At 73.8% G+C, this 26,217-nt stretch carries 24 protein-coding genes; 11 read left to right on the forward strand and 13 right to left on the reverse strand.

What is annotated here, in order from left to right; all coding sequences use genetic code 11:
• Positions 1-104: 104 nt before the first annotated feature.
• The 4 genes from ACLQ22_RS01160 to ACLQ22_RS01175 all read right to left on the reverse strand — a co-directional run bounded on the left by ACLQ22_RS01160 (position 105) and on the right by ACLQ22_RS01175 (position 3,995).
• Entirely contained in the window at positions 105-977 is an 873-nt protein-coding gene (locus ACLQ22_RS01160; protein ID WP_425690656.1) for a hypothetical protein, read from the reverse strand.
• A 401-nt stretch (positions 978-1,378) separates the two neighbouring features.
• Positions 1,379-2,305, reverse strand: a complete 927-nt coding sequence (locus ACLQ22_RS01165) for an endonuclease/exonuclease/phosphatase family protein (protein ID WP_425690657.1) — start codon at positions 2,303-2,305, stop codon at positions 1,379-1,381.
• Positions 2,306-2,412: 107 nt separating this feature from the next.
• Entirely contained in the window at positions 2,413-2,916 is a 504-nt protein-coding gene (locus ACLQ22_RS01170; protein ID WP_425690658.1) for an O-acetyl-ADP-ribose deacetylase, read from the reverse strand.
• Positions 2,907-3,995 (reverse strand): saccharopine dehydrogenase family protein, encoded by a 1,089-nt coding sequence (locus ACLQ22_RS01175; RefSeq protein WP_425690659.1) that lies wholly within the window; start codon positions 3,993-3,995, stop codon positions 2,907-2,909. The genes ACLQ22_RS01170 and ACLQ22_RS01175 overlap by 10 nt, the downstream gene beginning before the upstream one ends.
• Before the next feature lie 86 nt (positions 3,996-4,081).
• On the opposite strand from ACLQ22_RS01175, the gene ACLQ22_RS01180 reads away from it, so the two are divergent.
• On the forward strand, positions 4,082-5,035 hold the full coding sequence (locus ACLQ22_RS01180; RefSeq protein WP_425690660.1) for a helix-turn-helix domain-containing protein: 954 nt from the start codon (positions 4,082-4,084) through the stop codon (positions 5,033-5,035).
• A gap of 85 nt (positions 5,036-5,120) precedes the next feature.
• On the opposite strand, the gene ACLQ22_RS01185 is transcribed toward ACLQ22_RS01180, so the two are convergent.
• Together ACLQ22_RS01185 and ACLQ22_RS01190 are read right to left on the reverse strand one after the other, a co-directional pair.
• On the reverse strand, positions 5,121-6,479 hold the full coding sequence (locus tag ACLQ22_RS01185; protein ID WP_425690661.1) for a glycosyltransferase family 2 protein: 1,359 nt from the start codon (positions 6,477-6,479) through the stop codon (positions 5,121-5,123).
• 206 nt (positions 6,480-6,685) lie between these two features.
• Positions 6,686-7,240 carry a M23 family metallopeptidase gene (locus ACLQ22_RS01190; RefSeq protein WP_425690662.1) on the reverse strand — a complete coding sequence of 185 codons (555 nt, stop codon included), beginning with the start codon at positions 7,238-7,240 and terminating at the stop codon, positions 6,686-6,688.
• 264 nt (positions 7,241-7,504) lie between these two features.
• Between ACLQ22_RS01190 and ACLQ22_RS01195 the strand changes: the two genes are divergently transcribed.
• On the forward strand, positions 7,505-8,194 hold the full coding sequence (locus ACLQ22_RS01195; RefSeq protein ID WP_425690663.1) for a hypothetical protein: 690 nt from the start codon (positions 7,505-7,507) through the stop codon (positions 8,192-8,194).
• A gap of 118 nt (positions 8,195-8,312) precedes the next feature.
• On the opposite strand, the gene ACLQ22_RS01200 is transcribed toward ACLQ22_RS01195, so the two are convergent.
• Both ACLQ22_RS01200 and ACLQ22_RS01205 read right to left on the reverse strand, forming a co-directional pair.
• A complete protein-coding gene (locus ACLQ22_RS01200; RefSeq protein ID WP_425690664.1) occupies positions 8,313-9,356 on the reverse strand; it encodes a hypothetical protein in 1,044 nt (347 codons plus the stop codon).
• Between the two features lie 205 nt (positions 9,357-9,561).
• Positions 9,562-10,218 carry a 4'-phosphopantetheinyl transferase family protein gene (locus ACLQ22_RS01205; protein WP_425690665.1) on the reverse strand — a complete coding sequence of 219 codons (657 nt, stop codon included), beginning with the start codon at positions 10,216-10,218 and terminating at the stop codon, positions 9,562-9,564.
• A gap of 268 nt (positions 10,219-10,486) precedes the next feature.
• Here ACLQ22_RS01205 and ACLQ22_RS01210 point away from each other — a divergent pair, with 268 nt between their 5' ends.
• Entirely contained in the window at positions 10,487-10,756 is a 270-nt protein-coding gene (locus tag ACLQ22_RS01210; RefSeq protein WP_425690666.1) for a hypothetical protein, read from the forward strand.
• A 49-nt stretch (positions 10,757-10,805) separates the two neighbouring features.
• On the opposite strand, the gene ACLQ22_RS01215 is transcribed toward ACLQ22_RS01210, so the two are convergent.
• Complete coding sequence (locus tag ACLQ22_RS01215; protein WP_425690667.1) at positions 10,806-11,459, reverse strand: HNH endonuclease family protein; 654 nt, start codon at positions 11,457-11,459, stop codon at positions 10,806-10,808.
• Between the two features lie 456 nt (positions 11,460-11,915).
• The gene (locus ACLQ22_RS01220) at positions 11,916-13,652 is read right to left on the reverse strand and encodes a dolichyl-phosphate-mannose--protein mannosyltransferase (RefSeq protein WP_425690668.1); all 1,737 of its coding nucleotides are present in this window, start codon (positions 13,650-13,652) and stop codon (positions 11,916-11,918) included.
• Positions 13,653-13,718: 66 nt separating this feature from the next.
• Between ACLQ22_RS01220 and rsmI the strand changes: the two genes are divergently transcribed.
• Entirely contained in the window at positions 13,719-14,585 is an 867-nt protein-coding gene (gene rsmI / locus ACLQ22_RS01225) for a 16S rRNA (cytidine(1402)-2'-O)-methyltransferase (RefSeq protein ID WP_425690669.1), read from the forward strand.
• A 168-nt stretch (positions 14,586-14,753) separates the two neighbouring features.
• On the opposite strand, the gene ACLQ22_RS01230 is transcribed toward rsmI, so the two are convergent.
• Positions 14,754-15,821, reverse strand: coding sequence for a hypothetical protein (locus ACLQ22_RS01230; RefSeq protein ID WP_425690670.1), 1,068 nt, complete (start codon positions 15,819-15,821; stop codon positions 14,754-14,756).
• Between the two features lie 158 nt (positions 15,822-15,979).
• On the opposite strand from ACLQ22_RS01230, the gene metG reads away from it, so the two are divergent.
• Complete coding sequence (metG, locus tag ACLQ22_RS01235) at positions 15,980-17,782, forward strand: methionine--tRNA ligase (protein WP_425690671.1); 1,803 nt, start codon at positions 15,980-15,982, stop codon at positions 17,780-17,782.
• Between the two features lie 96 nt (positions 17,783-17,878).
• On the opposite strand, the gene ACLQ22_RS01240 is transcribed toward metG, so the two are convergent.
• Positions 17,879-18,730 carry an alpha/beta fold hydrolase gene (locus tag ACLQ22_RS01240; protein ID WP_425690672.1) on the reverse strand — a complete coding sequence of 284 codons (852 nt, stop codon included), beginning with the start codon at positions 18,728-18,730 and terminating at the stop codon, positions 17,879-17,881.
• A gap of 89 nt (positions 18,731-18,819) precedes the next feature.
• Positions 18,820-20,052 carry a hypothetical protein gene (locus ACLQ22_RS01245; RefSeq protein ID WP_425690673.1) on the reverse strand — a complete coding sequence of 411 codons (1,233 nt, stop codon included), beginning with the start codon at positions 20,050-20,052 and terminating at the stop codon, positions 18,820-18,822.
• Between the two features lie 82 nt (positions 20,053-20,134).
• On the opposite strand from ACLQ22_RS01245, the gene ACLQ22_RS01250 reads away from it, so the two are divergent.
• The 6 genes from ACLQ22_RS01250 to ACLQ22_RS01275 all read left to right on the forward strand — a co-directional run bounded on the left by ACLQ22_RS01250 (position 20,135) and on the right by ACLQ22_RS01275 (position 26,212).
• Positions 20,135-21,061 (forward strand): TatD family hydrolase, encoded by a 927-nt coding sequence (locus ACLQ22_RS01250; protein WP_425690674.1) that lies wholly within the window; start codon positions 20,135-20,137, stop codon positions 21,059-21,061.
• Positions 21,062-21,116: 55 nt separating this feature from the next.
• Positions 21,117-21,986: a 16S rRNA (adenine(1518)-N(6)/adenine(1519)-N(6))-dimethyltransferase RsmA gene (gene rsmA / locus ACLQ22_RS01255; RefSeq protein WP_425690675.1), complete on the forward strand. Its 870-nt coding sequence runs from the start codon at positions 21,117-21,119 to the stop codon at positions 21,984-21,986.
• A gap of 10 nt (positions 21,987-21,996) precedes the next feature.
• Positions 21,997-22,953, forward strand: coding sequence for a 4-(cytidine 5'-diphospho)-2-C-methyl-D-erythritol kinase (locus ACLQ22_RS01260; protein ID WP_425690676.1), 957 nt, complete (start codon positions 21,997-21,999; stop codon positions 22,951-22,953).
• Between the two features lie 182 nt (positions 22,954-23,135).
• Positions 23,136-24,941: an ABC-F family ATP-binding cassette domain-containing protein gene (locus ACLQ22_RS01265; RefSeq protein WP_425690677.1), complete on the forward strand. Its 1,806-nt coding sequence runs from the start codon at positions 23,136-23,138 to the stop codon at positions 24,939-24,941.
• Between the two features lie 112 nt (positions 24,942-25,053).
• Entirely contained in the window at positions 25,054-25,509 is a 456-nt protein-coding gene (locus ACLQ22_RS01270; protein ID WP_121396694.1) for a DUF4383 domain-containing protein, read from the forward strand.
• Positions 25,510-25,735: 226 nt separating this feature from the next.
• Positions 25,736-26,212, forward strand: a complete 477-nt coding sequence (locus tag ACLQ22_RS01275) for a DUF4383 domain-containing protein (protein WP_425690678.1) — start codon at positions 25,736-25,738, stop codon at positions 26,210-26,212.
• Positions 26,213-26,217: the final 5 nt, after the last annotated feature.

The raw sequence follows: 26,217 nt of genomic DNA on the forward strand, positions 1-26,217 counted from the left end.
AACAGTTCGACTGCCGCAGCGGCAGGTCATGCGCCCCGGCGGGCCACTGTCCCCCGCCCCGCAGCGATCCGACGTGGTGGAGCGCCCGGTCCCGCGTCGTCGGGTCAGTAGCCCTCGGATTCACTCACGGCGTCGGGGTGGGCGAAGAAGGCACCGGGATAGCGAGGCGGGTATCGCAGGGCGATGTCGCGGTCATCGGGCGGAAAGGCCCGATTGATGCCGAGTGCCACCTCGGAGCCGCCGTGGAGGAGCAACGGTTTCGCTCCCGGGATGTACTCGTTCTCGACCTGGTACCGCAGCTCGGTGAACTTGGCCTGCACCGCGTTGCCGAGCGCCACCAGATCCAGGGCCTCGGGACCGCCGTCGACCCCTGCCTGGAGCGCTCTGGTGAGGGTGCTCGTGAATGGGTCGATCTCGCTCCCGAACAGCATCACCCGGCCAGCGCCCAACAGCGACAACTGTGCGCCGTGCCGGTGACCGGCCGGCGGGTCCGGCCGGGTGAAGTGCCGCGCGGCGACCTGCGCGGAACCGCAGTCCAGCAGGACGACGAGTCGGGTGGCCGCGCTGTCCCGCATCAGGTCCGCGACCCTGCTGAGCACGGACCGACGGCTGCCCGGATCCTCGGTCCACTTCTCCGCGCCCTCGGGGGTCTCCCAGTGTTCCGGGCCAGTCGCGGCGTAGGAGAACAGCAACGTGTCCGTTGCCGTCGCGGCGGCCCGGCGCACGGCGTCGATCACCGCGTCAGGAGACTCCCCGCGCACGAGTTGTTCGGTGTGCGCTTCGAGGAAGGGCGTACCGATGTTCGGGGAGACGAGGGTACGGGCCAACGCCCTGGTCGCCTCCACCGCCGACTCGTAGCCGTGGCCGTAGCCGTGGTCGGCGTCGGGGTCGGGGGTGTCCCGGCCGACGAGGACGGCTCGGGAACCGGCGAGGACGGGCAGGAGCGGATGTCGCCGTGGGGCCATGTCGGCTGTCATCACTCCATTCTGGAGCCGGGAGCCGGCCAGTCGATGTCCCCGGCCGTGTCGGTGTCGGGGGGAGCGCGCGCTTCGCGGTGTCGGTCAACGGCCCAGCAGTCCGAGTCCGACGTCAACCGGGCCCGTGACCTTGGAACCAGCCCGACCAGGCCACGATGCTGCGGTCTTGGCTTCCGTCCTGCCCTGCCCGGCCGAACACCGGATGGCTGGTGGCCGGTAAGCCGTACACGGTCGGCCGGTCCCGGCGGTGTTCACCGAGAAGCTGAAGGGCAGCCAAACGGGCGGTGAATGAACGTCGGGAGGGCACGAGTGTGAGCTGTGTCCGCCGGAAGACGTCTGCGAAGGAAAGGCGCCAGTTCGTATTCCGGGGCCCCGGGACTGCCTACGCCGCCCCCCGCCGGTCAGTTGACGCTGACCGTCACCGTGCCGATCACCACGCGGTGATCCGAGCAGGCGCCGATCGTGCAGGTGGTCGGGATGGCCAGCGAGTCGGCGGTGTAGCTGCCGGCGAGCCGGTTCTCCCGTACGAAGATCAAATCGATCTTGTTGCCGAGGCCGCACGGCCCGCCGGTGCTGCCGTCCGCGACGGTGGTCTCGCCGTAGCCGACGCAGCGGGAGTCCAGGTCGTCCAGCTCCCGGTAGAAGCCGGTGTTGCCGGCGTTGTTTGCCACGTTGAGACTCGGCGCGTACCAGTTGTCCAGTCGGCCGTAGTGGGGCTGGGCGTTGAAGTCCCCGGCCATGAGCACCGTGTCACCGTTCGCCGCGAAGGTCTCCAGCCGGCTGCGTACCGAGTTCAGTTGCTGCACGTTGATCGCCGTGCCGTTGATGACCGTGTTCGACGGCGTGATGTGCGTGGCGCAGAACCGCAGGTGCGGCCGGGCGGAGACCGGCGCGCAGAGCAGGGTCCGCCGCTCCGCGCTGCCGTCCGAGGGCAGCGTGTAGCGGTTCGCCGTGCCGAGCGGCGCCTTGCTGAAGATGGCGTTGCCGAACGCCTGCCCGTTGCAGACCGTGTCGCGGGACGGCTCGAAGCGGGCGAAGTTGGTGGAGTCCTGCGGCCAACCGGCGGCCCTCAGCTCGGCGACGATCGCCTGGTACTGCTGGAAGCAGAGCTCGTTGAGGCCGACGAAGTCGGCGCCCCGGCTGCGGATCGAGCCGGTCAGGGCCGGAATGAGGCCGTCGGTGGTCGAGGCCCGGTGCATGGCCCAGCCCGCGACGTTCCAGACCCAGAGGTCGTACGTCGCCGTGGTGGCCGCCGAGGCCGGGGCCGCCGAGGTGAGGGCGAGGACGAACACGCCGAGCATGGCGACACAGAGCCTGACCAACCGCATGGTGTCTCCTGATCGAACCGACCCGCACCGATTGACCGGAGATCATGGCACAGGCAGGTCGATCAGGCGACCCGTACACAGAGGACGGTTCGGGCCGTACGGCCGGCTCAGCTCTCCGACGCCGCCGCCAGGAGCCGGTACGTGACGTCGTCGAACGCGACCAGGCGGACGTGCTCGACGGCGGTGGATGTCGCCCTGATCGTCGCGACCGCGATCGTCGCCGCCTGGTCGGACGGGTACCCGTAGACGCCGGTGCCGATGGCGGGGAAGGCGACGCGGCGGGCGCCGATCTCGTCGGCGACCTGGAGGCTGCGCCGGTAGCACGAGGCAAGGATCTCGGCTTCGCCGTGGCCGCCGCCCTCCCACACCGGACCGACCGTGTGGATGACGTGGCGTACGGGTGGGTCAAGATCGAATGCGGGGGTGGCGACGGCCTCGCCCGGGTGGCACGGCGCGAGGGCGGCGCCCGCCTGCGCCAGGCGCGGTCCCGCCGCCCGGTGGATCGCCCCGTCGACGCCACCGCCGCCCAGCAGCGACTCGTTCGCGGCGTTGACGATGGCGTCGACGTCCTCGCGGGTGATGTCACCGCGTACCACTTCGATCACGGGCATGGATCGATGATGTCATCGGGGGCCGTGGAGGACTGCCGCAGGTCGAGCGAGATGTGCGCGGACAGGGCCCGGAGGAAGTCGGGCGCGTCGAAGACGGCGCCGGCGGAGGCGACACCGACCGTGCTGGTCCGTCCCGTGAGGATGCGGTGCACCGCTTCCACCGCGAGCGGCGCACTGACGGCATAGATGTCCCGGCCGCCCGCCACCGCGCGCCGTTCCGCGCCGCCGGAGCGCACGACGACGTCGACGAGGAAGGTCTGCGCGGACCGCCCGCGATCGTCGACGGCGGCCGGCGCCGGTGTCTCCGGAGCCGCCAGCTCGCCGGCCGCCTCGACCGTCATGTAGGTGCACACCTCGGGGATGGCCAGGTGGCTGGGGACGGTGACGACGTCGGCCATGGTGAACTCGCCGATCACGGCCCGGGTCTCCATCGGCTCGGGGAAGGGCCACGTCAGGGTCGGCGGGGCGTCGTCGCGGTACTCCAGCCGCCCGTCGCGGTAGCGGACGCGCTGGCCGTCCCTGCGCCGCCGGGAGACCGTGCCCGCCGCGCGGGTCCCGGCGGTGGGGTGCCAACCGCTCAAGCCGTACGCGACGTGCGCCTCGTCGGCCGCCGTCCAGTCGCCCATCGCCGCGGTGACCAGCAGGTCGCCGAGGCCGCCGAAGAAGGCCATCGCGGGGACCACCACCGTCCCCGCAGCGCGGGCGCGATCCGCGAAGTGCGTGAAGGTGTCGAGGTTGGCCTCCACCTCCGCCGCCACGTCCACGTACGCAATCCCGGCGCGCAGCGCCGCCTCGATCACGGGCGCGGCGGTCACGGCGAAGGGCCCGGCACAGTTGACCACCGCGGCCGCGCCCGCCAGCGCACGGTCGAGTGCGGCCGGATCGTCGACCGAGGCCGGCCGGGTGCCGAGCCCCGGAAAGGACGCCGCGAGCGCCCGCAGTTTGTCCGCGTCGCGTCCGCAGAGCAACGGAATGTACCCGCGAGCGCACAACTCCGCCACCACGAAGCGCCCGGTGTGCCCGTAGGCGCCGAAGACCGCCACCGTCCGACCCGATCCCATCAGTTCTCCCCGCTCCATGCCCGAATGATCAACTGAGTACATCCTGGCGGCGGCGGTTCACCGGGACGAGTGTCTGGAACGCCACGTCCCGTACAGTTTCGGACATGAACACCGTCGCCCTGGCCGTCACGGACGGGATGCTGCACTTCGAGCTGTCCCTGGCGTACGAGGTCTTCGGTGCCGACCTGACCGGCATGGCAGACCCCTGGTACGGCGTCACCGTCTGCGGAACCGGCGTGGTGCGGGTCGGCCGGTTCCGGCTGGAGCCCGACTGCGGCCTCGACCAGCTCGTGCACGCCGACACGGTGATCGTCCCCGGGTGGGTCGACGTCGACGAGGAACCGCCCGTCGATCTGGTCGACGCGGTGCGCGCGGCCCACGAGGCAGGCGCGCGGGTGGCCTCCCTGTGCACGGGCGCGTTCGTGCTCGCCGCCGCCGGCCTGCTGGACGGCCGACGGGCGACCACGCACTGGGCGCACACCGAGGTCCTGGCGGCCCGCTACCCCCGGGTGCACGTCGATCCGGACGTGCTCTACGTGGACAACGGCAGCGTGCTCACCTCCGCCGGCAAGGCCGCCGCGATGGATCTGTGCCTGCACCTGGTCCGCCTCGACCACGGCTCGGCGGTCGCCAACACGCTCGCCCGTCGCCTGGTCGTGCCCCCGCACCGGGCCGGCGGCCAGGCCCAGTACGTCACCGCCCCGGTGCCCGCCCAGGACGACCACCCGCTCGCCGAGCTGTTCTCCTGGGCGATCGAACGGCTCGACCACGCGTTGACGGTGGAGGACCTGGCCCGTCAGGCGAACATGAGCTCGCGCAACCTGGTCCGCCACTTCAGGTCGGTGGCCGGCACCACCCCGCTGCGATGGCTGGTGACCCAGCGGATCCGGCACGCCCAGGAGCTGCTGGAGACCACCGGCGACAGCATCGACGCCATCGCGACGGCTACCGGCATGGGCACCGCCACGACGCTGCGCCGGCACTTCAACCGCACCATCGGCGTACCCCCGGACACCTACCGCCGCACCTTCCGCAGCTCCCGCTCCGGCGCTCGATGACGAGCCACCACCGGGGCAGCGCGGCCCTGCTCCAGCCGCCCGCCTGATCCGCGTACCGGTCGCCGCCTGCGGTCGCCGGGCAACGTCACACGCGCGCCGGGCCCTTCCGCGCCGCTGGCGTCAGGGACCGCAGGGTCAGCACCTCACCGAGCCCGTCGACGTGGGTCAACCTGGCGGTGAATGCGGCGCTGAGGGTGCGGCGCAGGTAGTCCAGCACCGCCGGCCCGGGGGTGAGCGGCGCCGATCCGGCGTCGCTCGTGCCGACGAGGTGCACCTCGCGGGCGAGCCGTCCGGAGGTGTTGACGAACCGGCAGAGGTCGTCCCAGCGCAGGTACCGCCAGAAGTCGACGCTGACCACCGCGTCGAGGCTGCCCGGCGGGATGGGCGGGTCCATGCCGACCAGATGGTAGTTCGTCGGTCCCGGCGGGACGGCGTAGTCGAAGGTCAGCGCCCCGGTCGGCAGGTCGACCTGGTCGCTGCCGGTGCCCACCCACAGCACGCGGGGGCCGGGCAGGCGGTCGGCGAGCCGGTCGAACGCCGGCCCGATCCGGCACGTCGCGCGCCGCGCGCAGTCGGTGGCCGCGGAGCGGTAGTACACGATGCGCTCCAGCGAGTCGTACACGTCCAGCAGGCCGTAGAACTCCCACTCGATGACGTGGTACTGCCCCGTCAGCAGGCTCCGGTTGGCCGCGAAGTCGGCGAAGTTGCGGTCGGTGTTGCGGTGGTGCGGGAGGTGGAAGGCGCGGGCCTCGTCGTCGAAGGCGAAGTTCAACCCGGTCACGCCGAGGTGCCGGTGCACCCGGTAGAACAGCTCGATGTCCTCCAGGCCCCAGCGCAGCCCGGCGCGTTCGTCGAACCCGCCGGTCCGGTCGAACAGGTCGCGGGCGAGCGAGATGTTGTGGGTGTAGGCGAGCGCCCAGCCCGCCCGCAGCCAGTCCGGCCCCGGCGGCTGGCCGTGCGGGAAGCGCAGGTCCCCGGCGCGGTCCGCGCGGCGGCGGGGGACGTCGGTCATCTCGCGGTCGTCGAGGGCGGCCTCGACGTGCTCCAGGCTCAGCTCGTCGCGCCGGCCCATCAGCACGGCGGGCCGGCCGGCGACCGCGTGGTGGGCCAGGTGGCGCTCCAGCAACTGCGGGGAGGCGTACGAGTCGGCGTCGAGGAACAACAGCAGCGGCGCCCGGGTGTGCCGTACCGCCTCGTTGCGGGCCGCGGAGCGCCCCCGCCGCCTCGGGAACTCCAGCAGGCGGAGGTCGAGTCCGGCGGCCGCCTCGACGGCGTCGGCGTATCCGGCGGGGGAACCGCCGTCGCGGATGACGACCACCTCGAAGCGCCCGGGGCTCACCGTCTGCCGGGTCAGCGACCGCAGCGTCAGCGCCAGGCACTGCGCGTCCTGGTAGGTGGGTATGACCACGCTCAGCTCGACCGCGTCGTTCGTCCGTGCCGCCATCCGACTTTCCTCCGTCATAGGTGATCCCCTGTGGGCCGGGGCGCCGGCATGTGCCGACACCCCGACCGCGACGCCTTCGGCCCTGGACCGGCCGCCGCCGACGCTCGCTGGAAGCGCTTCCAGCAGCGAATGGGATTATCGATCACGGATAGTGGTGATGCACGGTTCCCATTGACGCACCTCCGCGTGAGCGCGGCCGGCGGAGGTTACGCGTAGTAGTTCACGCTCACCGGCCAGGAGCCGGTGTACGGCGTCCAGCCCTGGAGGGTGGCGGGGATGCCCACCCGGGTGTTGCAGTTGATGACCTGGAAGTGCAGGTGCGGGCCGGTGGACGCGCCGGTGTTGCCCGACCAGCCGATGACCCGGCCCTGCGGCACCCAGGTGCCGGCGTTGTAGATCGCCCGGTTCAGGTGCGCGTAGTGGGTGCACTGGCCGTTCGAGTGCCGGATGATCACCTCGATGCCGTTCTGCCAGTACGGCGACCAGTTCGACATGATGATGGTGCCGCCCTGCGAGGCGGAGACCTCGTAGTTCGCCGGCAGCCCGAAGTCCCAGGCGTACTCGTTGTACGGGCCGACGTGCGAGTAGGTGCCCTCCGGCCCCTGGGTCACCAGGTAGGACTCGCCCGCCGGGTACGGCAGCTCGTAGTAGTAGTTCGCGGCGGAGGCCGGAGTGGCCCCGACGACCGTGGCCCCGGCGACCACCAGCAGGGCGCTCGCGGTCGCGCCGATCCGGCGCAGGACCGTCCTCACTCTGTTCACTGTGGGTCTCCTCCTGGTAGACGGCAGAAGTTCAGCCTCGTCGTCGACGGTGCCGGTGGGAGCTAAACAGCGCGCCAGATGAGGATCAATCGATTCGTCGATGTCTGGGGTGGGGCCAGTGGGTCGACAGGGGTCCCGACGACACCGGGTGACGAACGCGAGGCGCGGCGTCGAGCGAACCCCGTACCGCGGCCGGCAGCCGGATCCGCGACCGCGGCCGTCCGTGAACCGGCGCGCGTGCGGCCGGTCACTACGCTGCCGCCCGTGGAGCGGATGGCGAGTGTGTTCTGGATGGGTGGCTGCGCGGCCGTCGCCGTCCTCCTCGTGGCGGGCATCGTCGCGTTGGTGGTGGCGGCCCACCGGCGCGAGCGGGAGCGGCGGGAGCACTGGCGACAGTGGGCCGCCCGGTACGGCTGGACCTTCACCGAGCGGCCCGAGATCACCTGGACCGACCGGGTGCCGGGCCGCAGCCGGCGGGGTGTGCGGTTCGCGTTGACCGGGACGCTGCACGGCCGCCCCGTCTGCGTGGCCGAGTACGCGTACACCGAGACGCACAGCTCGACCGGCGCCGACGGCAACCAGACGACCACCTCGCAGACCCACACGTACGTCGTCAGCTCGGTGTGGTTGCGGCGGCCGTTCCCGGCGCTCGCGGTCGGACCGCGCCACGCGTTCTCGAAGCTGGGTCGCGCGCTGTTCGGCAGCGACACCTACGCCACCGGGCACGAGGAGTTCGACCGGCAGTGGCGGGTGGCCGCGGCGGCCCCGGGGCAGCAGGCGCTGGTCGGGCCGACCCTGATCGCCGCGCACCTGGCGGGGGCGGTGCCGAACTGGAGCGTGCGGGGGGCGGAGCTGATCACCTACCGCCGCGGCCGGCTGGAGGACCCGGCCCTGCTGCCGTCGCTGGTGACCCCGCTGATCACGGTCGCCGACCTGCTGGAGCAGGGCCGCTGACGGGAGCCGGCCGCGATGCGAGGGGCCGGCGGGGTGGCGCAGCGGCGGGCGGCGGGCGGTCGGGAAGAGCGCGGGAAGCCGGTCCCCGAGGGACCGGCCTCCCGTCACGAGCTGTGGATCACGGCTTCCAGGAGCCGCTGGTCTCGAACTTGTGCTGATACTCCAGCGCGCCGTTCTTGTCGGCCACGTTGAACACCACCGTGCCCGCCCGCTTGCTGCCCTCGCGCAGGTTGTTGCCGGAGCCCAACGTGTCGCCGCAGCCGGAGAGCGCGCTCGCCAGGCCGTTGGCCGTGGTGCCGTTGGCGGCCACCCAGTTGAAGTAGAACGGGTTGATGGAGCTCTTGCCCTTGGTCACGGTCGCGGTGACGTGGGCGATCAGGTACATGCCCTTGTCGGGGGCCGGGGCGTACGACCGGCAGCCCTTGGTCTCCGTGGTGAACCGGGTGACCGTGATCTCGATGGTCCCCTCGTCGTCGGAGACCACCAGGGTGGCGCCGGGCTTCATGTTGAAGGTCTCGCCGTCCTTCGCCGACGGGGACGGACCGTCCGGCTGCAGCGTGATGCGCGGGGTGGCGGCCTTCTCCAGGTCGTTCGCCGCCTTGTTGGCGCCTGCGACGAGCGCGACGACACCGCCGACGCAGCAGAGCAGGGCCAGCACGGCCACCACGGCCACGACGATCAGGACGGTCTTGTTCTTCTTCGGCGGCGCGACCGGATGCGGCGCGCCGAGCGGGTAACCGGGCGCGCCGCCCGGGTAACCGGGCCCACCGGGCGGCGGGTAGCCGGGCCCACCGGCCGGATAGCCGGGCGGCGGGTACGGCGTGCCCGAGGTCGGCTGGTGCGGGGCGGCCCACGGCTCACCCGGCACCCCGGAGACCGGCGGCTGCGGCATCCCGGAGACCGGGGGCTGCGGTACGCCGGAGACCGGCGGCTGCGCCCACGGCTCGCCGGGCGCGCCCGACACCGGGGGCTGCGGCGCGCCCGACACCGGGGGGTGCGGCGCGCCGGAGACCGGCGGCTGCGGCGCGGCCCACGGGTCGCCGGCCGGCTGCTGCGGCGGCACGGGCGGCAGGGGGGCCCACGGGTCGCCCGTGGTCTGCGGGGCGCCGGAGGTCGGCGGCTGCGGCGGGTAGCCGCCCTGGTCGGCGGGGAACTGCGGCATCGGTGCCGGTGGCTGCGGCGGCTGCTGCTCCGGGTTCGGCTGGTTCGGATCCTGAGGCCCGTATGGGGGCGGGGGGTGACTCACCGTACTCCTAGGCACCTGACGACGACGGCAAACGCGGCTGACGCTACCGTGCGCGGACAACGGACCATCTTCGCGTCTCCGGCAGCGCCGCGCCGTCCCCTGTTCGGATTCCCTGCCCGGGTCAACCGGGCAGCAGCACCGCGGCGGTGCGGACCAGGGACTCGTCGACGCTGAACCGGCCGGTGACCAGCGCGGGCGGATCGGGTACCGGGGCTGCGTCGCGCGGCGCCGACGCGATGCGGGCGGTGAACGTGCCGGCGTCCGGATCGAGCTCCACCAGGGCGTCGTGGAAGCCCAGCCACGTGCCGACGACCGGGTGCCACACCTTGTAGACCGTCTCCTTGACGCTGAACACCACCGCCGGCCAGGAGGTCCCCGCCGGCAGGCGGGCGCACCGCTCGTCCTCCTCGGGCAGGCAGATCAGCCGGCGTACGCCCGCGTTGAGCTCCCGGTGCCCCTCGGCGTCGATGCCGACCGACCGGATCTCGCCGGCGCGGGCCGCGACCGCCGCGCAGTAGCCGTGGGTGTGGGTGATGGCGCCGACCACACCGGCCGGCCAGACCGGCGACCGGTCGGCGGCCGACGGCACCGCGACCGGCGGTACGCCGAGGGCAGCCATCGCCCGGCGGGCGCAGACCCGCCCGGCGGTGTAGTCGCGGCGACGGCTCTCCACCGCGCGTTCGCCCAGGCAGGCCCGCTCGGCCGGCAGCAGTTCGCCGGCCCAGTCCGACGCCCCGGCCACGGCCACCGCCACGGCCGGTGGCAGCAGGTCACGCATCGCCGCCTCCCGACAGGTACGACCGCCCGCGCGCCCGCCCGGCGTCGAGCCCGTCGGCCGGCGGCCGGTGCGGCGGTTGGCGACCGGACCGCCCGGCCGGCACCCGCTCCACGGTCGGCGTCGCGAGGGCCATGGTGGTGAACGTACCGCAAGGCGTAACGCCGCAGCGTCCCGCGGCGCTGACAGTGCGTCGCCGGTGGGCGAGGCCGGTCCACTGTCGACCGGCCTGACGGGGGCGGGTCGCCACGTGAACCGGAGAGGGAGAGCGATGACCGATGGTGCGGAGTCCTCGGCGTCCGGGGCGGACGGGCATGCTCCACTGGCTCCCGGCTGGACGTGCGGCACGTGCGGCGCCGACTGGCCGTGCGCGGAAAAGCGGTCCCGTCTGCTGGAGGAGTACCGGCTCGACCGGGCCATGCTCAGCGTGTACCTGGGGTCCTGCCTCGCGGCCGCCGCACAGGATCTGCCGCCGTCGTCCGGCACGTCCCTCCAGGACCGGTTCATCGGTTGGCTGCCCCGCAGCCCCCGGGCGTTCTGACCGCACCCCCGGGGGCGACCGGCCGGCCGCCCCCGGGGGTGCCCGGCGGTCAGTACGCGTGCGTCACGGTGATCGTGATGTTCGTGCAGGAACTCGCCCGGCTGGTCAGCGCGCTCTTCTCGGCGCTGTCGACGCTCAACCGCCAGCGGGTCTTGACCGCCACCCACTCGCCGACGTAGCGGCACTTCTCGTTGGTCGGCATCCAGGTCGTCGGGTCCTGGTCGCCCTTGGCCTGGTTGACGTTGTCGGTCACCGCGACCAGCGACCTGACGTCGCCGAGGTCGTTGGCGAACGCCTGCCGCCGCGTCGTGGTCCAGTTGCGGGCGCCCGAGTCCCACGCCTCGGCCAGCGGGACCAGGTGGTCGATGTCCAGGTCGGACGGGTTGGTCCAGTAGGCCGCGTCGTAGTAGGAGCGCCAGCGCCCGCCGGTCAGCTGGCAGCCGGAGCCCACCGTGGGGCGGGTGGTGGCCTCGGCGATCAGCACCTCGTAGCGGGTGTTGCAGCCGTCGGAGTCCGCGTCGGTCCAGTGCGGGAACAGGTCCCGCGAGTAGCCGGTGCGGCTCTCGGTGGCCACCGGCAGGTCGGCGACGAGGGTGCGCAACGGTACCGAGACGGTGGCCGCGTGGGCGGGGGCGGACAGGCCGAGGGTGGCGGCGGTGACGGTGGCCAGCAGGCCGCCGGCCCAGCGGAGGGTACGGGTCATCGCGAACTCCGTCCGATCGATCGGGGGTGGCTGACAGTGCAACCGGCCCGGGTGCCGACGGACCGGACCCAGGGTGACTGGAGAACCAAATCGATCGATACGTTACGGGAACACTCCCGTTGGTGGGAATCCCGATCGCTGCAAAATGTGGCAGATGCCGGCCCCACAGGGGCTGCCGATCCGTACCGTTTGCGCAAGATGACGGACCGTAAGATGTCGGATGTAAACCATCCGTGCCGTGTCGCGTAGGTCGGAAATCTGACCGAAGTCGACCCGTTGTGCCAGTGGTACGTCGTGGTTAAGCTCTTGATGCGCGCCCCAATCGCCCGCTTCCCCCGTGGCAGGCGATCGGGGCGCGCATCTACGTCGAACGGGCCCGCACGCCATCGCGTGCGGGCCCGTTCTCCGTGCACCCGCCGCGCCGCCCGGGGCGCGCGGCGGGTGCCGTGCCGTCCGTCAGATCCAGCGGCCGTCCAGCCACATCCGCGCCGACCACTCGGCGTACGGCAGCACCTTCCCGACGAAGATCGGATGGAAGTACGCGAAGCAGAGCGCGACCAGCAGGACGTACGCCCCGGCGATCACCCCGCCGACCAGCCTGCGGTCCCGGGCCTCGTCCGACTCCCGGCCCCCGGCGACAGCCCCGGCGTCGCCCGGCTGCGCGGCGACGGCCCCCGGCTGCGCGGCTACGGCGCCCGGTGGACCGGCCGGCGTGATGATCGCGCCGAGCACGTAGACCACCGCCAGCACCAGGAACGGCAGGGCCGGCGCGGTGTAGAAGGAGAACATCGTCCGGCCGTCGAGCGCGAACCAGAACCAGGGCAGCAGGCCGGCCGCCACGACGAGCAGGATCGCCCCCGCCCGCCAGTCCCGCCGGGCCAGGCCCAGCCAGGCCAGCGCCGCCAGGGCGGGCAGGAACGACCACCAGAGCAGAGGGGTGCCGAGCAGCAGGATCTCCGAGGCGCAGCTCGGCGCCCCGCAGGACCCGTTGCCGGACCAGTAGAAGGCGACCGGCCGGCCCAGCAGCAGCCACTGCCACGGCCACGACTGGTACTTGTGCGAATCGTCGAGTCCGGTGTGGAAGCCGTACGCGGCCTTGTGGTACTCGATCAGGTTGTTCAGCGCGCCGAACACCGGGGTGTCGCTCAGCGGGGCGTTCGGGTAGCGCTCGGCGAGCCGGTAGTAGCCCTCGTCGCTAAGCAGCCAGCCGGACCAGGTGCCGACGTAGGTGAGCACCATCAGCACCCCGGCGAGCACCAGCCACGGCACCTCGTCGAGGAGGGTGTCCCGCCACGGCCGGCGTGCGCCGGCGGAGCGGCGGAGCCCGACCTCCCACAGGACCACCAGCAGCGCGAAGACGGGCAGGAAGTAGAGCGCGCTCCACTTGACCGCGCACGCGCAGCCGAACAGGACCCCGGCGGCGAGCCGCCACCACGGCCAGTTCCGCCAGCCGCCCGCCGGCCGCCCGGCCCGTCCCGGCCGGCCCGGGTCCAGGCCCGACTCCAGTGCCCGGGCCCACCGGCGGCGCCGGGCGTCCCGGTCGAGCACCAGGGCGCCGAAGGTGGCCAGCACGAAGAACAGCAGGAAGATGTCGAGCAGCGCGGTGCGGGACAGCACCAGGTGGAAGCCGTCCAGCGCGAGCAGCAGGCCGGCGGCGCAGCCCAGCGCGGTCGAGTGGAACATCCGCCGGCCGATGCGGACCAGCAGCAGCACCGACAGGGTGCCGACCACCGCCGCCGCGAACCGCCAGCCGAACTCCGGCGCGGTCGTCGTCAGGTGCCCCGGCACGGAGATGCCGTGCTCGGTGTCGGAGTAGCCGAAGGCCCACTCGCCGAGCCCGATCAGCCACTTGCCCAGCGGCGGGTGGACCACGTACGACGGGCCGCCGTCCTTGTAGTTCCACTCGACGCCCTTGTCGACCAGCCCCCAGGCGTCCCGGGCGTAGTAGGTCTCGTCGAAGATCTTGCCCGGCGGGTGGCTCAGGCCGACGAAGCGCAGGATCGCCGCGATGGCGACGATCACGCCGGTGGCGAGCCAGGAGCGCCCGTCCAGCCGGGCCTCGACGGTGGCCAGCCGCCGCCGGACCACGCCGGGGATCCCGCCGGCAGCCGGGGACGCACCCTCCGGCGGGCTCCCGTCCGTGAGGTCCTGCCCCGCCTGGTCCGCGCTCTGTGCTGTCGACGCACTCGTCACCCGGCGATCGTAGGCTGCGAAGGTGCCCGGTGGCGCCCGTCGTCTCCGATACCGGGCAAGCCGTCGATGAAGGAGTTGCATCCCGTGGGTGAAAAGTCCGAAACCGGGCGCCTGGTCCTGCTCGGCGCGCCGCTCGGCAACCCCGCCGACGCCTCCGCCCGGTTCCGCGAGGTGCTCGCCGCCGCGGACGTGGTGGCCGCCGAGGACACCCGCCGGCTCGTCCGGCTGGCCCGGGACCTCGACGTCACCGTCGGCGGCCGGATCGTCTCCTACTTCGAGGGCAACGAGGAGCGACGCACCCCCGAGCTGGTCGACGTGCTGACCGCCGGCTACCTGGTCGCCCTCGTCACCGACGGCGGCATGCCGAGCGTCTCCGACCCGGGCTACCGGCTCGTCACCGCCGCCCTGGACGCCGGCGTGCCGGTCACCGCCGCGCCCGGCCCGAGCGCGGTCACCACCGCCCTGGCCCTGTCCGGCCTGCCCTGCGACCGGTTCTGCTTCGAGGGCTTCCTGCCGCGCACCGGCGGCGCCCGCCGCTCCCGACTGCGGGCCCTCGCCGCCGAGGAGCGGACGCTGGTCTTCTTCGAGGCGCCGCACCGGATCGCCGCCGCGCTCGCCGACCTGGCCGCCGCGTTCGGCGCCGACCGGCCCGCCGCGCTCTGCCGCGAGCTGACCAAGACGTACGAGGAGATCGTCCGCCGCCCGCTCGGCGAGCTGGCCGACTGGGCGACCGAGGGGGAGCCGCGTGGCGAGATCACCCTCGTCGTGGCCGGCGCGCCCGAGTCGGCCCCCGAGCGGCCCGACGACGACACGCTACGGGCCGCTGTCGCCGCCCGCGAGGCCGCCGGGCTGTCCCGCCGGGACGCGATCACCGAGGTCGCCACGGAGTACGCCCTGCGCCGCCGCGACGTCTACGCCGTCGTGCACGCCTGACCCCCCGAGCGGAAATCGACGCGGCCTGGCCGGGCACCCCCCAGCGGCCGGCCGGGCACCCGACGGCCTGGCCGGGCACCCGACGGCGGCGTGGCCGGGCACGTCCCGGCGGCCTGGCCGGGCGCCCGACGGCGGTCCGGCCGGGCCGCCCGACAGCACCCGTGGGGTTCACCAGGCGGCGACGAGGAAGCCGGCGGTGATCAGCAACGGGCCGGCCAGCGCGCCGGCGACCGCCCAGCGGCGGGCGCGGGGGGCGGCGAGGCGGGTCGAGCCCGTCCACCGGGCGATCCCGGCGGCGCAGCCCAGCACCGCCAGCAGGCCGAGCAGCCAGCGCAGGTGCGCGGCCGGGCCGGTGTCCGCGTACGCGGTGCCGCCGTCCGGGCCGGTCATCCGGGCCGGCAGGATCGTGCCGGTCGCGGCGCGCTCCGCGGCCACCCCGCTCACCCGCACGCCGTACGCGGTCCACGTCTCGTCGGCGGGGGCGAAGTTGCCCCGGCAGCGTTGCGTGAGGCCGCCTCCGGTGCAGTCGGCGATCACCACCGTGCCCCGGGTGGCGTGCCCCACCGCCAGCCAGAACGGGCCCGCGCTGACCCAGGCGAAGAACGCCGCCACCAGGCTCAGCGCCAGCAGCGCGGCCAGCCCCGGCAGCGGATCGGGCGGGCGCGGGGTGCGGTGGGCCCGCCGCCGCGCCGCGTCGTCCCGGGCCGAGCGCTGCCGCTCGTGCGGCGGCTCCTCCCGGATCGGCGTGCCGTCCCAGTGCACCAGCTCGATCGGCGGCCAGTACGCGCCGTCGCCACCGTCGGGCGCACCCCCGCCGCCCTCGCCGTCGGGCGTGACCCGACCGTCCGGCGTACCTCCGCCGTCCGGCGTACCTCCGCCGTCCGGCGTACCTCCGCCGTCCGGCGTACGCCCGGCGTCGTCCCGGTCGGGCGTGCCGGCGGGGGAGCGACCCCGGCGGGGCCAGCGGTTCGGCTGCCGCACGGGGACCCGGCGCGGCAGGGCGTCGACGGGCGCCCCGGTCGTGGGCTCCACCTCGACGGCGGGCGCGGGGGACGGCGGGGCCGCCACCGGCCCGGCGGCCTCGGCGGGCGGTTCCGGGGGCGACTCCGGCGGCGCGGCGGCCGGGACCACCCGGGGGTGCGGCGCGCGGGTGCCGCGTGGCGCCCTCCCCGCGCCGCCGTCCGTCGCGCCGGAGGGACGGTCGTCACGATCCCGGGCCGCTCGTCTGCCAGTCACGGCGTTCATTGCACCCCGCGACCGGGGCCTCGACCGGCAGCTCAGGCCGCGTGTCGGCGACAAATCGGGCAAACGGCGGACCCGGTCCGGCCGGGCCGCCGACCCGGGTGCCCTATTGATTCGCGGTCACCGTGAGCGGGTCACTAGGCTTGCTGGTCATGAGTCACGTTCTCGCGGCGGTCGCCTGGCCGTACGCCAACGGCCCGCGCCACATCGGCCACGTCTCCGGTTTCGGCGTTCCCTCCGACGTCTTCAGCCGGTACATGCGGATGGCCGGGCACGACGTGCTCATGGTGTCGGGCACCGACGAGCACGGCACCCCCATCCAGGTGCAGGCGGACGCCGACGGGGTCACCCCGCGCGAGCTGGCCGACCGCTACAACCGGGTGATCGTGGAGGACCTGCACGGCCTCGGGCTCTCCTACGACCTGTTCACCCGCACCACCACCCGCAACCACTATGCGGTGGTGCAGGAGTTGTTCGAGGGGATGCACCGCAACGGCTACATCGTCCCGAAGACCACGATGGGGGCGATCTCCCCGTCCACGGGCCGGACGCTGCCGGACCGCTACATCGAGGGCACCTGCCCGATCTGCGGCTACGACAGCGCGCGCGGCGACCAGTGCGACAACTGCGGCAACCAGCTCGACCCGATCGACCTGATCGACCCGAAGTCGCGGATCAACGGGGAGACCCCGAAGTTCGTCGAGACCGAGCACTTCTTCCTCGACCTGCCCGCCCTCGCCGACGTGCTGCGGCAGTGGCTCGACACCCGCGAGGGCTGGCGGCCCAACGTGCTGCGCTTCTCGAAGAACCTGCTCGACGACCTCCAGCCCCGGGCCATCACCCGCGACCTGGAGTGGGGCGTGCCGATCCCGCTCGACGGCTGGCGGGACCGCCCCGACAAGCGCATCTACGTCTGGTTCGACGCGGTGATCGGCTACCTCTCCGCCTCGATCGAGTGGGCCCGCCGCTCCGGCGACCCCGAGGCGTGGCGCAGGTGGTGGTCCGCCGACGCCGAGGGCAAGGACGCCCGCGGCTACTACTTCATGGGCAAGGACAACATCGTCTTCCACTCGGTGATCTGGCCGGCGCTGCTCTCCGGCTACTCCGGCGAGGGCAGCCGGGACGGCGAGCCGGGCAGCCTGGGCCGGCTCAACCTGCCCACCGAGGTGGTCTCCAGCGAATACCTGACCATGGAGGGGAAGAAGTTCTCCTCCTCCCGCCGGGTCGTCATCTACGTCCGGGACTTCCTGGAGCGCTACGACGCCGACGCGCTGCGCTACTTCATCGCCGCCGCCGGCCCGGAGAGCAACGACACCGACTTCACCTGGGCCGAGTTCCTGCGCCGCAACAACGACGAGCTGGTGGCCGGCTGGGGCAACCTGGTCAACCGGTCCGTCTCCATGGCGGCCAAGAACTTCGGCGCGATCCCGCCCGTCGACCCGGCCGGCCTCACCGAGGCCGACGAGGCGCTGCTCGCGGTCGCCCGGGCCGGCTTCGGCACCGTCGGCGACCTGATCGCCCGGCACCGCCAGAAGCAGGCCATCGGCGAGGCGATGAGGGTGGTCGCCGAGGCCAACCGGTACCTCTCCGAGCAGGCGCCGTGGAAGCTCAAGGGCGAGGACGACAAGCCGCGGATGGGCACCGTCCTGCACGTCGCCCTCCAGGTGGTCAGCGACGCCAACACGCTGCTCACCCCGTTCCTGCCGCACTCCGCGCAGAAGGTGCACGAGCTGCTCGGCGGCACCGGCGTGCACGCCCCGATGCCGGTCATCGAGGAGGTCGAGGACCTCGACGGCGGGCCCGCGTACCCGGTGCTGACCGGCGACTACACCGTCGGGGCGCGCTGGGAGTCCGTGCCGCTGGAGGCCGGTCGGCCGCTGGCCGCGCCGAAGCCGGTCTTCCGCAAGCTCGACCCGTCGATCGTCGACGAGGAACTCGCCCGCCTGGCCGGCTGACGGCCGCCGCGTGCCGACGGGCGCGACCCCCGCTGGGGACGCGCCCGTCGCCGTCGCGGTGCCGGCCGTCCCGACCGGTCTGGTGCCGGTGGCGCGTCAGGCCCGGGCCATCGCCGGCGCCCCGATGAAGTCCATGATGCTGCGGTTCACCTCGGCCGCGTTCGTCCACGGGGTGCCGTGCGGCGCGCCCTTCAGGGTGACCAGCTGGCTGCCGGGCAGCATCGGCTGCAGCCGCTGACCCGTCTTCGGGTACGGCAGCACCGCGTCGGAGTCGCCCTGCACGATCAGCACCGGCACGTCGATGCGGGACACGTCGCCCCGGAAGTCGGTCTGCCAGGCGTCCACGCTGTCGTGGGTGCCCTTCGCCGAGGCCCGGGCGCCGATCTCCCAGTGCGCCCGGAACGCCTCCTCGCTGACCAGCTTGCCCTTGTTCTCCTGGTAGTTGAAGAACGCCTCGCAGAAGGTGGTCAGATAGGCGAACCGGTCGTCGATGATGGCCTGCTGGAAGCCCTGGAAGAGGCTCTTGTCGACGCCCTCCGGGTTGTCCGAGGTCTTCAGCAGGAACGGCGCGAGCGGGGCCAGCAGCACCGCCCGGTCGACCCGCTGCGAGCCGTACACGCCCAGGTAGCGGGTCACCTCGCCGGTGCCCATCGAGTGGCCGACCAGGATCGCGTTCCGCAGGTCCAGCTCGGTCATCAGCACGTCGAGGTCGGCGGCGAACGTGTCGTAGTCGTACCCGGTCGCCGGCTGGGCGGAGTTGCCGAAACCCCGCCGGTCGTACGTGATCGTCCGGTATCCGGCGGCCTGCAACGGCCCGGCCTGCTTCTCCCAGGTCGACCCGCTGAACGGGAAGCCGTGGATCAGCACGATCGGCTGACCGGAGCCGTGGTCCTCGTAGTAGAGGTCGACGGGGGCGGAGTTCTCCGTCCCCACGGTGATGAAAGGCATGCGCGTCTCCTGGTCACGTGACGGTCGGACGCCCGCGCTTTCCCACCCCGCCCCCGGTTATGCCGCCGGAGGCGGGCGCCGGGCCCTGCTCAGAGCGCGTACGGCAGGTCCACCACCCGGTCGTCGGTGACCTCGGCCGCGGGCGCCCACGTCTCGTAGACGCCCCGCTCCTGGCACTGCGCCCCGGTCTCCGCCACCGCGTCCGGACCGGGCCGACACAGGCGCAGGCGCAGCCACCCGGACTCCTCCCGCAGCACCAGGCAGGGCACGCCCCGCCAGTCGACCAGCCGCAGCCGGCGGGCCGCCGACTCCACCGGGTACCGGGCGGCCCGGGTCATCGCCAGCACCCGGAACCCGCCCGGCAGGTCGGCCACCGCCTCGTACTCGCCGCCGGCGTAGCCGCCGACCAGCCGGGTGGAGCGGGGCGCCTCGCCGGTCGGCACGTACTCCTGGTCCGGGGAGAGCCCCGGCACCGCCGCCAGCAGGTGCCGCCACTGCGGGCCGACCATCCGCAGCCAGCCGCGCTGCTCGGCCTGGTAGCTGTAGAGCACCACCTCCACGCCGTCGGCCGGGTAGGCGAGCAGGGTGGCGTTCGCCGGCATCGGCAGGTCCGCGAAGTCCCGGGTGACGAACTCCGGGACGAGCTGGGCGCTGCTGGGCACGAAGCCCGTGCCGAGCACCGCCCCGCCCAGCCGGTCCCGGTGCGCCAGCGCCGTCAGCCCCCGGTGCGCCCCGCCGACCGGCACGTCGTAGTCGGCCGGGTCGGCGGCCCGCCAGCGCAGCGCGTACGTCACGTCCGCCCCGTCGGGACCGTCCGTGCCGTCGGTGCGCAGCACGGCCGTCGCCGCGGGCGTACGCAGGTGCGCCACGTCGTGCTCCCGGTAGCAGAAGCCGTGCGGGAGCCACCCGCGCACGTACCCGGCGAGCTGCGGCGCGGAGAGCACCTTCACCATCCGGGTGCCCCGCCGCAGCACCGCCGAGGCGCGCACCGCCGCCAGCGTCGGGTCACCGGCCGCGGCCGGCTGCTGGCTGAGCTGCTGCACGTACGCCCAGCCCCGCTCCCGGTGCAGCGGCACCAGCAGCGGGGACTCCGCCTCGTCGCCCGGCTCGGCGGCGGGATGCACGACGGTGACCTCGGTGGCGTGCGCGAACCTGCGCCACGGCAGCGGGACGCCGGGCCGGGGCGCCCAGTCGAAGCCGGGCGTCTCCTCGGCACTGAACAGTTCGTACGCCGCGCCCCGGGCGATCTCCTCCGCCGGGTACACCACGCCCCCGTACGTCACGCGCGGGCCGTTCCCGCCGGCCTGAGGGGTGCTGGTCACGCCGACGACGCTAGGCGCGCGATGTGCCGCCCTGGTGAACAGGCGGTGGCGTCCCCACGACGCGGGCCACCGGCGGTGTGTGATGCTGGCCGCGATGAGCGAGCCCACCGAAACCCGCAAGCAGCGTGCCGCCCGCCGGGCCGGGGAGTTCCCGCCCGTGCCCGAGCCGCTGCCCCGCCCCGTGCTGGACAGCCACACCCACCTCGACATCACCGTCAGCGAGGCCGGCGTGCCCCCGCAGCCGGGGGCGGACGGGGACCCGGGCGTCGTGCCCGTCGGGGACCCGGTCGCCGTGGCCGTCGCCGTCGCCGCCTCGGTGGGCGTCGACCGGCTGGTGCAGGTCGGGGTGGACGTCGCTTCCTCCCGCTGGGGGGCCGACGTCGCCGACAGCCACCCGGCCGTGCTGGCGACGGTGGCGCTGCACCCGAACGAGGCACCCCGCCTGCCCGACCTGGACGAGGCGCTGCGCGAGATCGAGGCGCTCGCCGCCCGGGACCGGGTGCGTGGCATCGGCGAGACCGGGATGGACTTCTTCCGTACCGGCGAGGAGGGGCGTGCCGTCCAGGAGGAGAGCTTCCGGGCCCACATCGCCATCGCCAAGCGGTACGGCAAGGCCCTGGTCGTCCACGACCGGGACGCGCACGCCGACGTGCTGCGGATCCTCGACGACGAGGGCGCGCCGGACACCGTGGTGCTGCACTGCTTCTCCGGCGACGCCGACTTCGCCCGCGAGTGCGTCCGCCGGGGCTACCTGCTCAGCTTCGCCGGCACGGTCACCTTCGGCAGCGCCGCCGCGCTGCGGGAGGCCGCCGCGCTGACCCCGGTCGAGCAGATCCTCGTGGAGACCGACGCGCCCTACCTGACCCCCATGCCGCACCGGGGCCGGCCGAACGCCTCGTACCTGATCCCGCTGACCGTACGGTCGCTGGCCGGGACGACCGGCGCGGACCTGGACGAGCTCTGCGCCGCGATCTCCGCCACCGGCGAGCGCGTCTTCGGCCCGTGGTGACCGGGAGGGGCCCTGGCCCGCGCGCCCCGGGAGCGGCCCGCATAGGCTACGGGGCGTGACCGGTCTTCTCGGCCCGGCGGAGATCCGGGAACTGGCCGCCCGGCTGGGCGTCACCCCCACCAAGAGGCTCGGCCAGAACTTCGTGCACGACCCGAACACCGTCCGGCGCATCGTCACCGCCGCCGGGCTGGCCCCGGACGACGTGGCGCTGGAGGTCGGCCCCGGCCTCGGCTCCCTCACCCTCGCCCTGCTTCCGGCCGCCGCGCACGTGCACGCCGTGGAACTCGACGCGACGCTGGCCGGCGCGCTGCCCGACACCGCCGCCCGGCACGCCGGGCCCGACGCCGCGCGGCTGAGCGTGCACCACGCCGACGCGCTGCGCGTGCGCGCCGCCGAGCTGGCCGACCCGCCGCCGACCGCGCTGGTGGCGAACCTGCCCTACAACGTGGCCGTGCCGGTGGTGCTGCACCTGCTCGCCGAGCTGCCCAGCCTGCGCCACGGGCTGGTGATGGTGCAGAAGGAGGTCGCCGACCGGCTCGTCGCCGGCCCCGGCTCCAAGGTGTACGGGGTGCCGTCGGTCAAGCTCGCCTGGTACGCCTCGGCCCGCGCCGCCGGGAAGGTCCCGCCGAACGTCTTCTGGCCCGTGCCGAACGTCGACTCCGGGCTGGTCGCCTTCGCCCGCCGCGAGCCGCCCCGCGCCGACGTACCCCGGGAGCGGGTCTTCGCCGTGGTGGACGCGGCCTTCGCGCAGCGCCGCAAGACCCTGCGCGCGGCGCTGGCCGGCTGGGCCGGCGGCGCGGACCGGGCGGCCGAGGCGCTCACCGCGGCCGGCGTCGACCCCGGGGCGCGCGGGGAGTCGCTCACCGTCGCGCAGTTCGCCGCCATCGCCGCGTCGGCCCCGGCCGCCCCACCCGCCGCCCAGTAGGCTGACGCCCGTGACCGAGGCCTGGGGACCGGACGACGAGGACGAGCAGCGGCGGCGCGGCGCCAGCGGACCGGTGCGGGTCCGGGTGCCCGCCAAGGTCAACCTGCATCTCGGGGTGGGACCGCTGCGCCGCGACGGTTACCACGAGCTGAACACCGTCTACCACGCGATCTCCATCCACGACGAGCTGACCGCCCGTCGGGGCGACACGCTCACCCTCACCATGGAGGGCGAGGGCACCGGCGAGCTGGCCCTGGACGACACCAACCTGGCCATCCGGGCGGCCCACGCCCTCGCCGGCTACGCCGGGGTGCCGCCGCACGCCCGGCTGCACCTGCGCAAGCAGATCCCGCTGGCCGGTGGGCTGGCCGGGGGCAGCGCCGACGCGGCTGCGGCGCTGGTCGCCTGCGACACGCTCTGGGGGACCGGGCTGTCCCGCGACGAGCTGGCCCGGATCGCCGCCGACCTCGGCTCCGACGTGCCGTTCCTGATCCAGGGTGGCACCGCGCTCGGCACCGGCCGGGGCGAGTCCGTCAGCCCCGTGCTGGCCCGCCCCACCACCTGGCACTGGGTCGTGGCCGTTGCCGACGGCGGCATCTCCACCCCGGCCGCCTACCGGGAACTGGACCGGCTGCGCGAGGCCGGCACCGCCGGTGCGCCGCTGGGCAGCACCGACGCGCTCTTCGCCGCGCTGCGCCAGCGGGACCCGCGGGTGCTCGCCGCGGCCCTCGGCAACGACCTCCAGGACGCCGCCCTGGCCATGCGCCCGTCGCTGGCGGAGACGCTGAAGGCCGGCGAGGCGGCCGGCGCGCTGGCCGGCATCGTCTCCGGTTCGGGGCCGACCTGCGTCTTCCTCGCCGCGGACGCCGCCGACGCCGAGCGCATCGCCGCGGAGCTGACGTCCGCCGACGTGTGCCGCGAGGCGCGTACCGCCCACGGGCCGGTGCCCGGCGCGCGGATCGTCTGACCAGCCCACCCTTCCCCGACCCCGCGCGCCCGGCCCCGGGTACCGCCCATCCCGGGGCGCCGGGTGCGGGATCGCGGGAGCCCGCGCCCGGCGGCCGGCGGGGCGGTCCGCGTACGCTGGGAGGCTCAGGCGTCCCAGGTGCCGGCCGGCACCGGGACGCCTTGATCATGGGAGGTGAGGTCGTGGCCAACATCGTCAACCTGGACCGGGTGTCCAAGGGCTACGGCGCCGCCGGGCCGCTGCTCACCGACGTCTCGCTCGGCCTGGACGACGCCGACCGGATCGGCGTGGTCGGCCTCAACGGCGCCGGCAAGTCCACCCTGCTGCGGCTGCTCACCCGGATCGAGGAACCGGACGACGGGCGGGTCACCCACCGCCGCGACCTGCGGGTCGCCTGGCTGCCGCAGAGCCTCCAGCTCGCCCCCGACGCCACCGTCCGGGACGTGGTGCTCGGCACCGCCTGGCTCGGCGAGAGCATGGGCGCCGAGCACGAGTGGGCCGGCGACGCCGGGGTCCGGGCCATCCTCGACGGCCTCGGCATGCCCCACCTCGGCCTCGACCAGCCCGTCGGCCCGATGTCCGGCGGCGAGCGGCGGCGGGTCGCGCTGGCCGCGCTGCTGGTCCGCGAGTCCGACCTGCTCATCCTCGACGAGCCCACCAACCACCTCGACGTCGGCGGCGTCGACTGGCTGGCGAGGTACCTCGTCGGCCGCAAGGGCGCCCTGGTCGTGGTCACCCACGACCGGTGGTTCCTCGACGCCGTCTGCACCACCACGTGGGAGGTCGCCGACCAGACCGTCCGGGCGTACGAGGGCGGCTTCGCCGCCTGGACCCTCGCCCGGGTCGAGCGGGAGCGGGTCGCCGCGGCCACCGAGGCCCGCCGGCAGAACCTGCTCCGCAAGGAGATCGCCTGGCTGCGGCGCGGGCCGCCCGCCCGCACCTCCAAGCCGCGCTTCCGCATCGACGCCGCCAACGCGCTCATCGCCGACGTCCCGCCGGCGCGCGACACCATGTCGCTGCAACGGCTCGCCACCGCCCGGCTCGGCAAGCAGGTGTACGACCTCGAGCACGTCACCCTGCACGCCGGCCCGAAGGAGATCCTGCGCGACGTCACCTGGCAGGTCGGCCCCGGCGACCGGATCGCCGTCCTCGGCCGCAACGGGGCGGGCAAGACCACCCTGCTGCGGATGCTGGCCGGCATCACCCGACCCGACGGCGGGCGCTTCGCCACCGGCTCGACCGTCCGGCCGGCCTTCCTCTCCCAGGAGCTGGCCGAACTGCCCGGTCACCTGCGCGTGCTCGAAGCGGTGGAGGAGGTCGCCCGGCGGGTGCAGCTCGGCGACCGGGAGGTCTCCGCCGCCCAGCTCGCCGAGGTGTTCGGCTTCGACGACCGGCGGCTCTGGACGCCGGTCAGCGACCTCTCCGGCGGCGAGCGTCGCCGGTTGCAGATGCTCCGGCTGCTCGCCGGGGAGCCGAACGTGCTGCTGTTCGACGAGCCCACCAACGACCTGGACACCGACACCCTCGCCGCGCTGGAGGACCTGCTCGACTCCTGGCCCGGCACCGTCATCGTGGCCAGTCACGACCGGTACCTCATCGAGCGGGTCACCGACGTCGCGTACGGGATGTTCGGCGACGGCCGGCTGGTGCACCTGCCCGGCGGCGTCGACGAGTACCTCGCCCGGGCCGCCGGCCAGCCCGGGCCCGCGATGGCGGAGACGGCCCCCGGGGCCGGCGCCGACACCCCCGCCGCGGCCGGCATGTCCGCCGCCGAGGCGCGGCAGGCCCGCAAGGAACTGGCCCGGCTGGAACGGCAGGTCGCCAAGCTGGAGCAGAAGGAGGCGACGCTGCTCGACCAGCTCGCCACGCACGCCACCGACTACGCCAAGGTCGCCGAACTCGACGCCCAGCTCAAGGAGCTGCGGGCCGAGCGGGAGCGGACCGAGGAATCCTGGCTGGCCCTGGCCGACGAGATCCCGGCGATCTGAGCCGCCCCTGGTCGCGGTGCCGCACGGGGAGGCCCCCGTGTGCGGCGTCACACCTCGGGGTGCGGGACAATCGTCGGCGACCCCTCACCCGAACGGCGTTGGAGACTCAGACATGGCCCACACCCCCGTCAACCACCCCGCGCGGCCGGTCTACCGGGCGATCGGCGGGCTGACCGGTCTGTACCTGGTGGCCTTCGGCGTGCTCGGCATCATCGCGAGCGCCGGCAACGAGGCCCTCGCCCAGGATGACACCCAGGTCCTCGGCCAGGGCACGAACCTCGGTTTCTCGCTGCTCAGCGCCCTGCTGGGGGCCGCGGTGCTGGCCGGCACCGCGATCGGCCGCAACATCGACGTCATGATCAACCAGTGGCTGGCGTACGCCCTCATGGTGATCAGCCTCGCCGGCCTCGCCTTCATCCAGACCGAGGCCAACATCTTCAACTTCAGCATCTTCACCGTCATCGCGCTGATGGTGGTCAGCCTGGTCCTGCTGATGGTCGGCATGTACGGCAAGGTCGGCTCGGAGGAGGAGCAGGAGGCCTGGCAGAAGGCCCGCCTCGTGCTCTGAGTGGTTTGGTGGATTTTCGCCGGAGCCCGACCCGCTCCGGGCGGCCAGGCTCGATCCCTGCGCGGGTCGGGCTCCGGCGAAAACCGACGTGGTCCCGCTCCGTCCCGGCCGTCGCGGCCCGGTGGGGTGGGATCTTCGTCGTTCCGCCTGTTGTCGGGCGGTTCGGCGGACGGATGACCTCCTCCGAGGGACAATCAGGGTGAATGTCCTGATTGGTGGAGGGGTCATGCCGCACTTTCCCGTGAACCACCCGGCGCGGCCGGTCTACCGGGTCCTCGCCGGCCTGGTGGGGCTCTACATCCTGGTCTTCGGGGTCTGGGGCGTCGCCCTGACGGCGGGCGACCCGCTCTTCGACCGGGGCGACAACTGGGCCCTCGGGCTCCGCACCAACCTGGCCTTCTCGCTGGCCTCCGTCGCCTTCGGGATCGTGCTCATCATCGGGGCGTCACGACGCGGCAACCTCGGCCACTACATGAACCTGACCGCCGGGGTCGTCTTCCTGGTCACCAGCATCCTCATGATGGCCGTGCTCCAGACCGAGGCCAACTTCCTCAACTTCTCGATGTCCACGGTCATCGTGTCGATGCTCTTCGGTCTGCTCCTGCTCGGCACCGGCCTGTACGACAAGGTCGGCACCGACGAGCACGCCGAGGAGGAACGGCGGCTCCGGCACCACCCGGTCTCCGAGGCCCACGGCCGCTGACCGAC

The sequence above is a fragment of the Micromonospora sp. DT178 genome (assembly GCF_049841695.1).
GTDB lineage: Bacteria > Actinomycetota > Actinomycetes > Mycobacteriales > Micromonosporaceae > Micromonospora.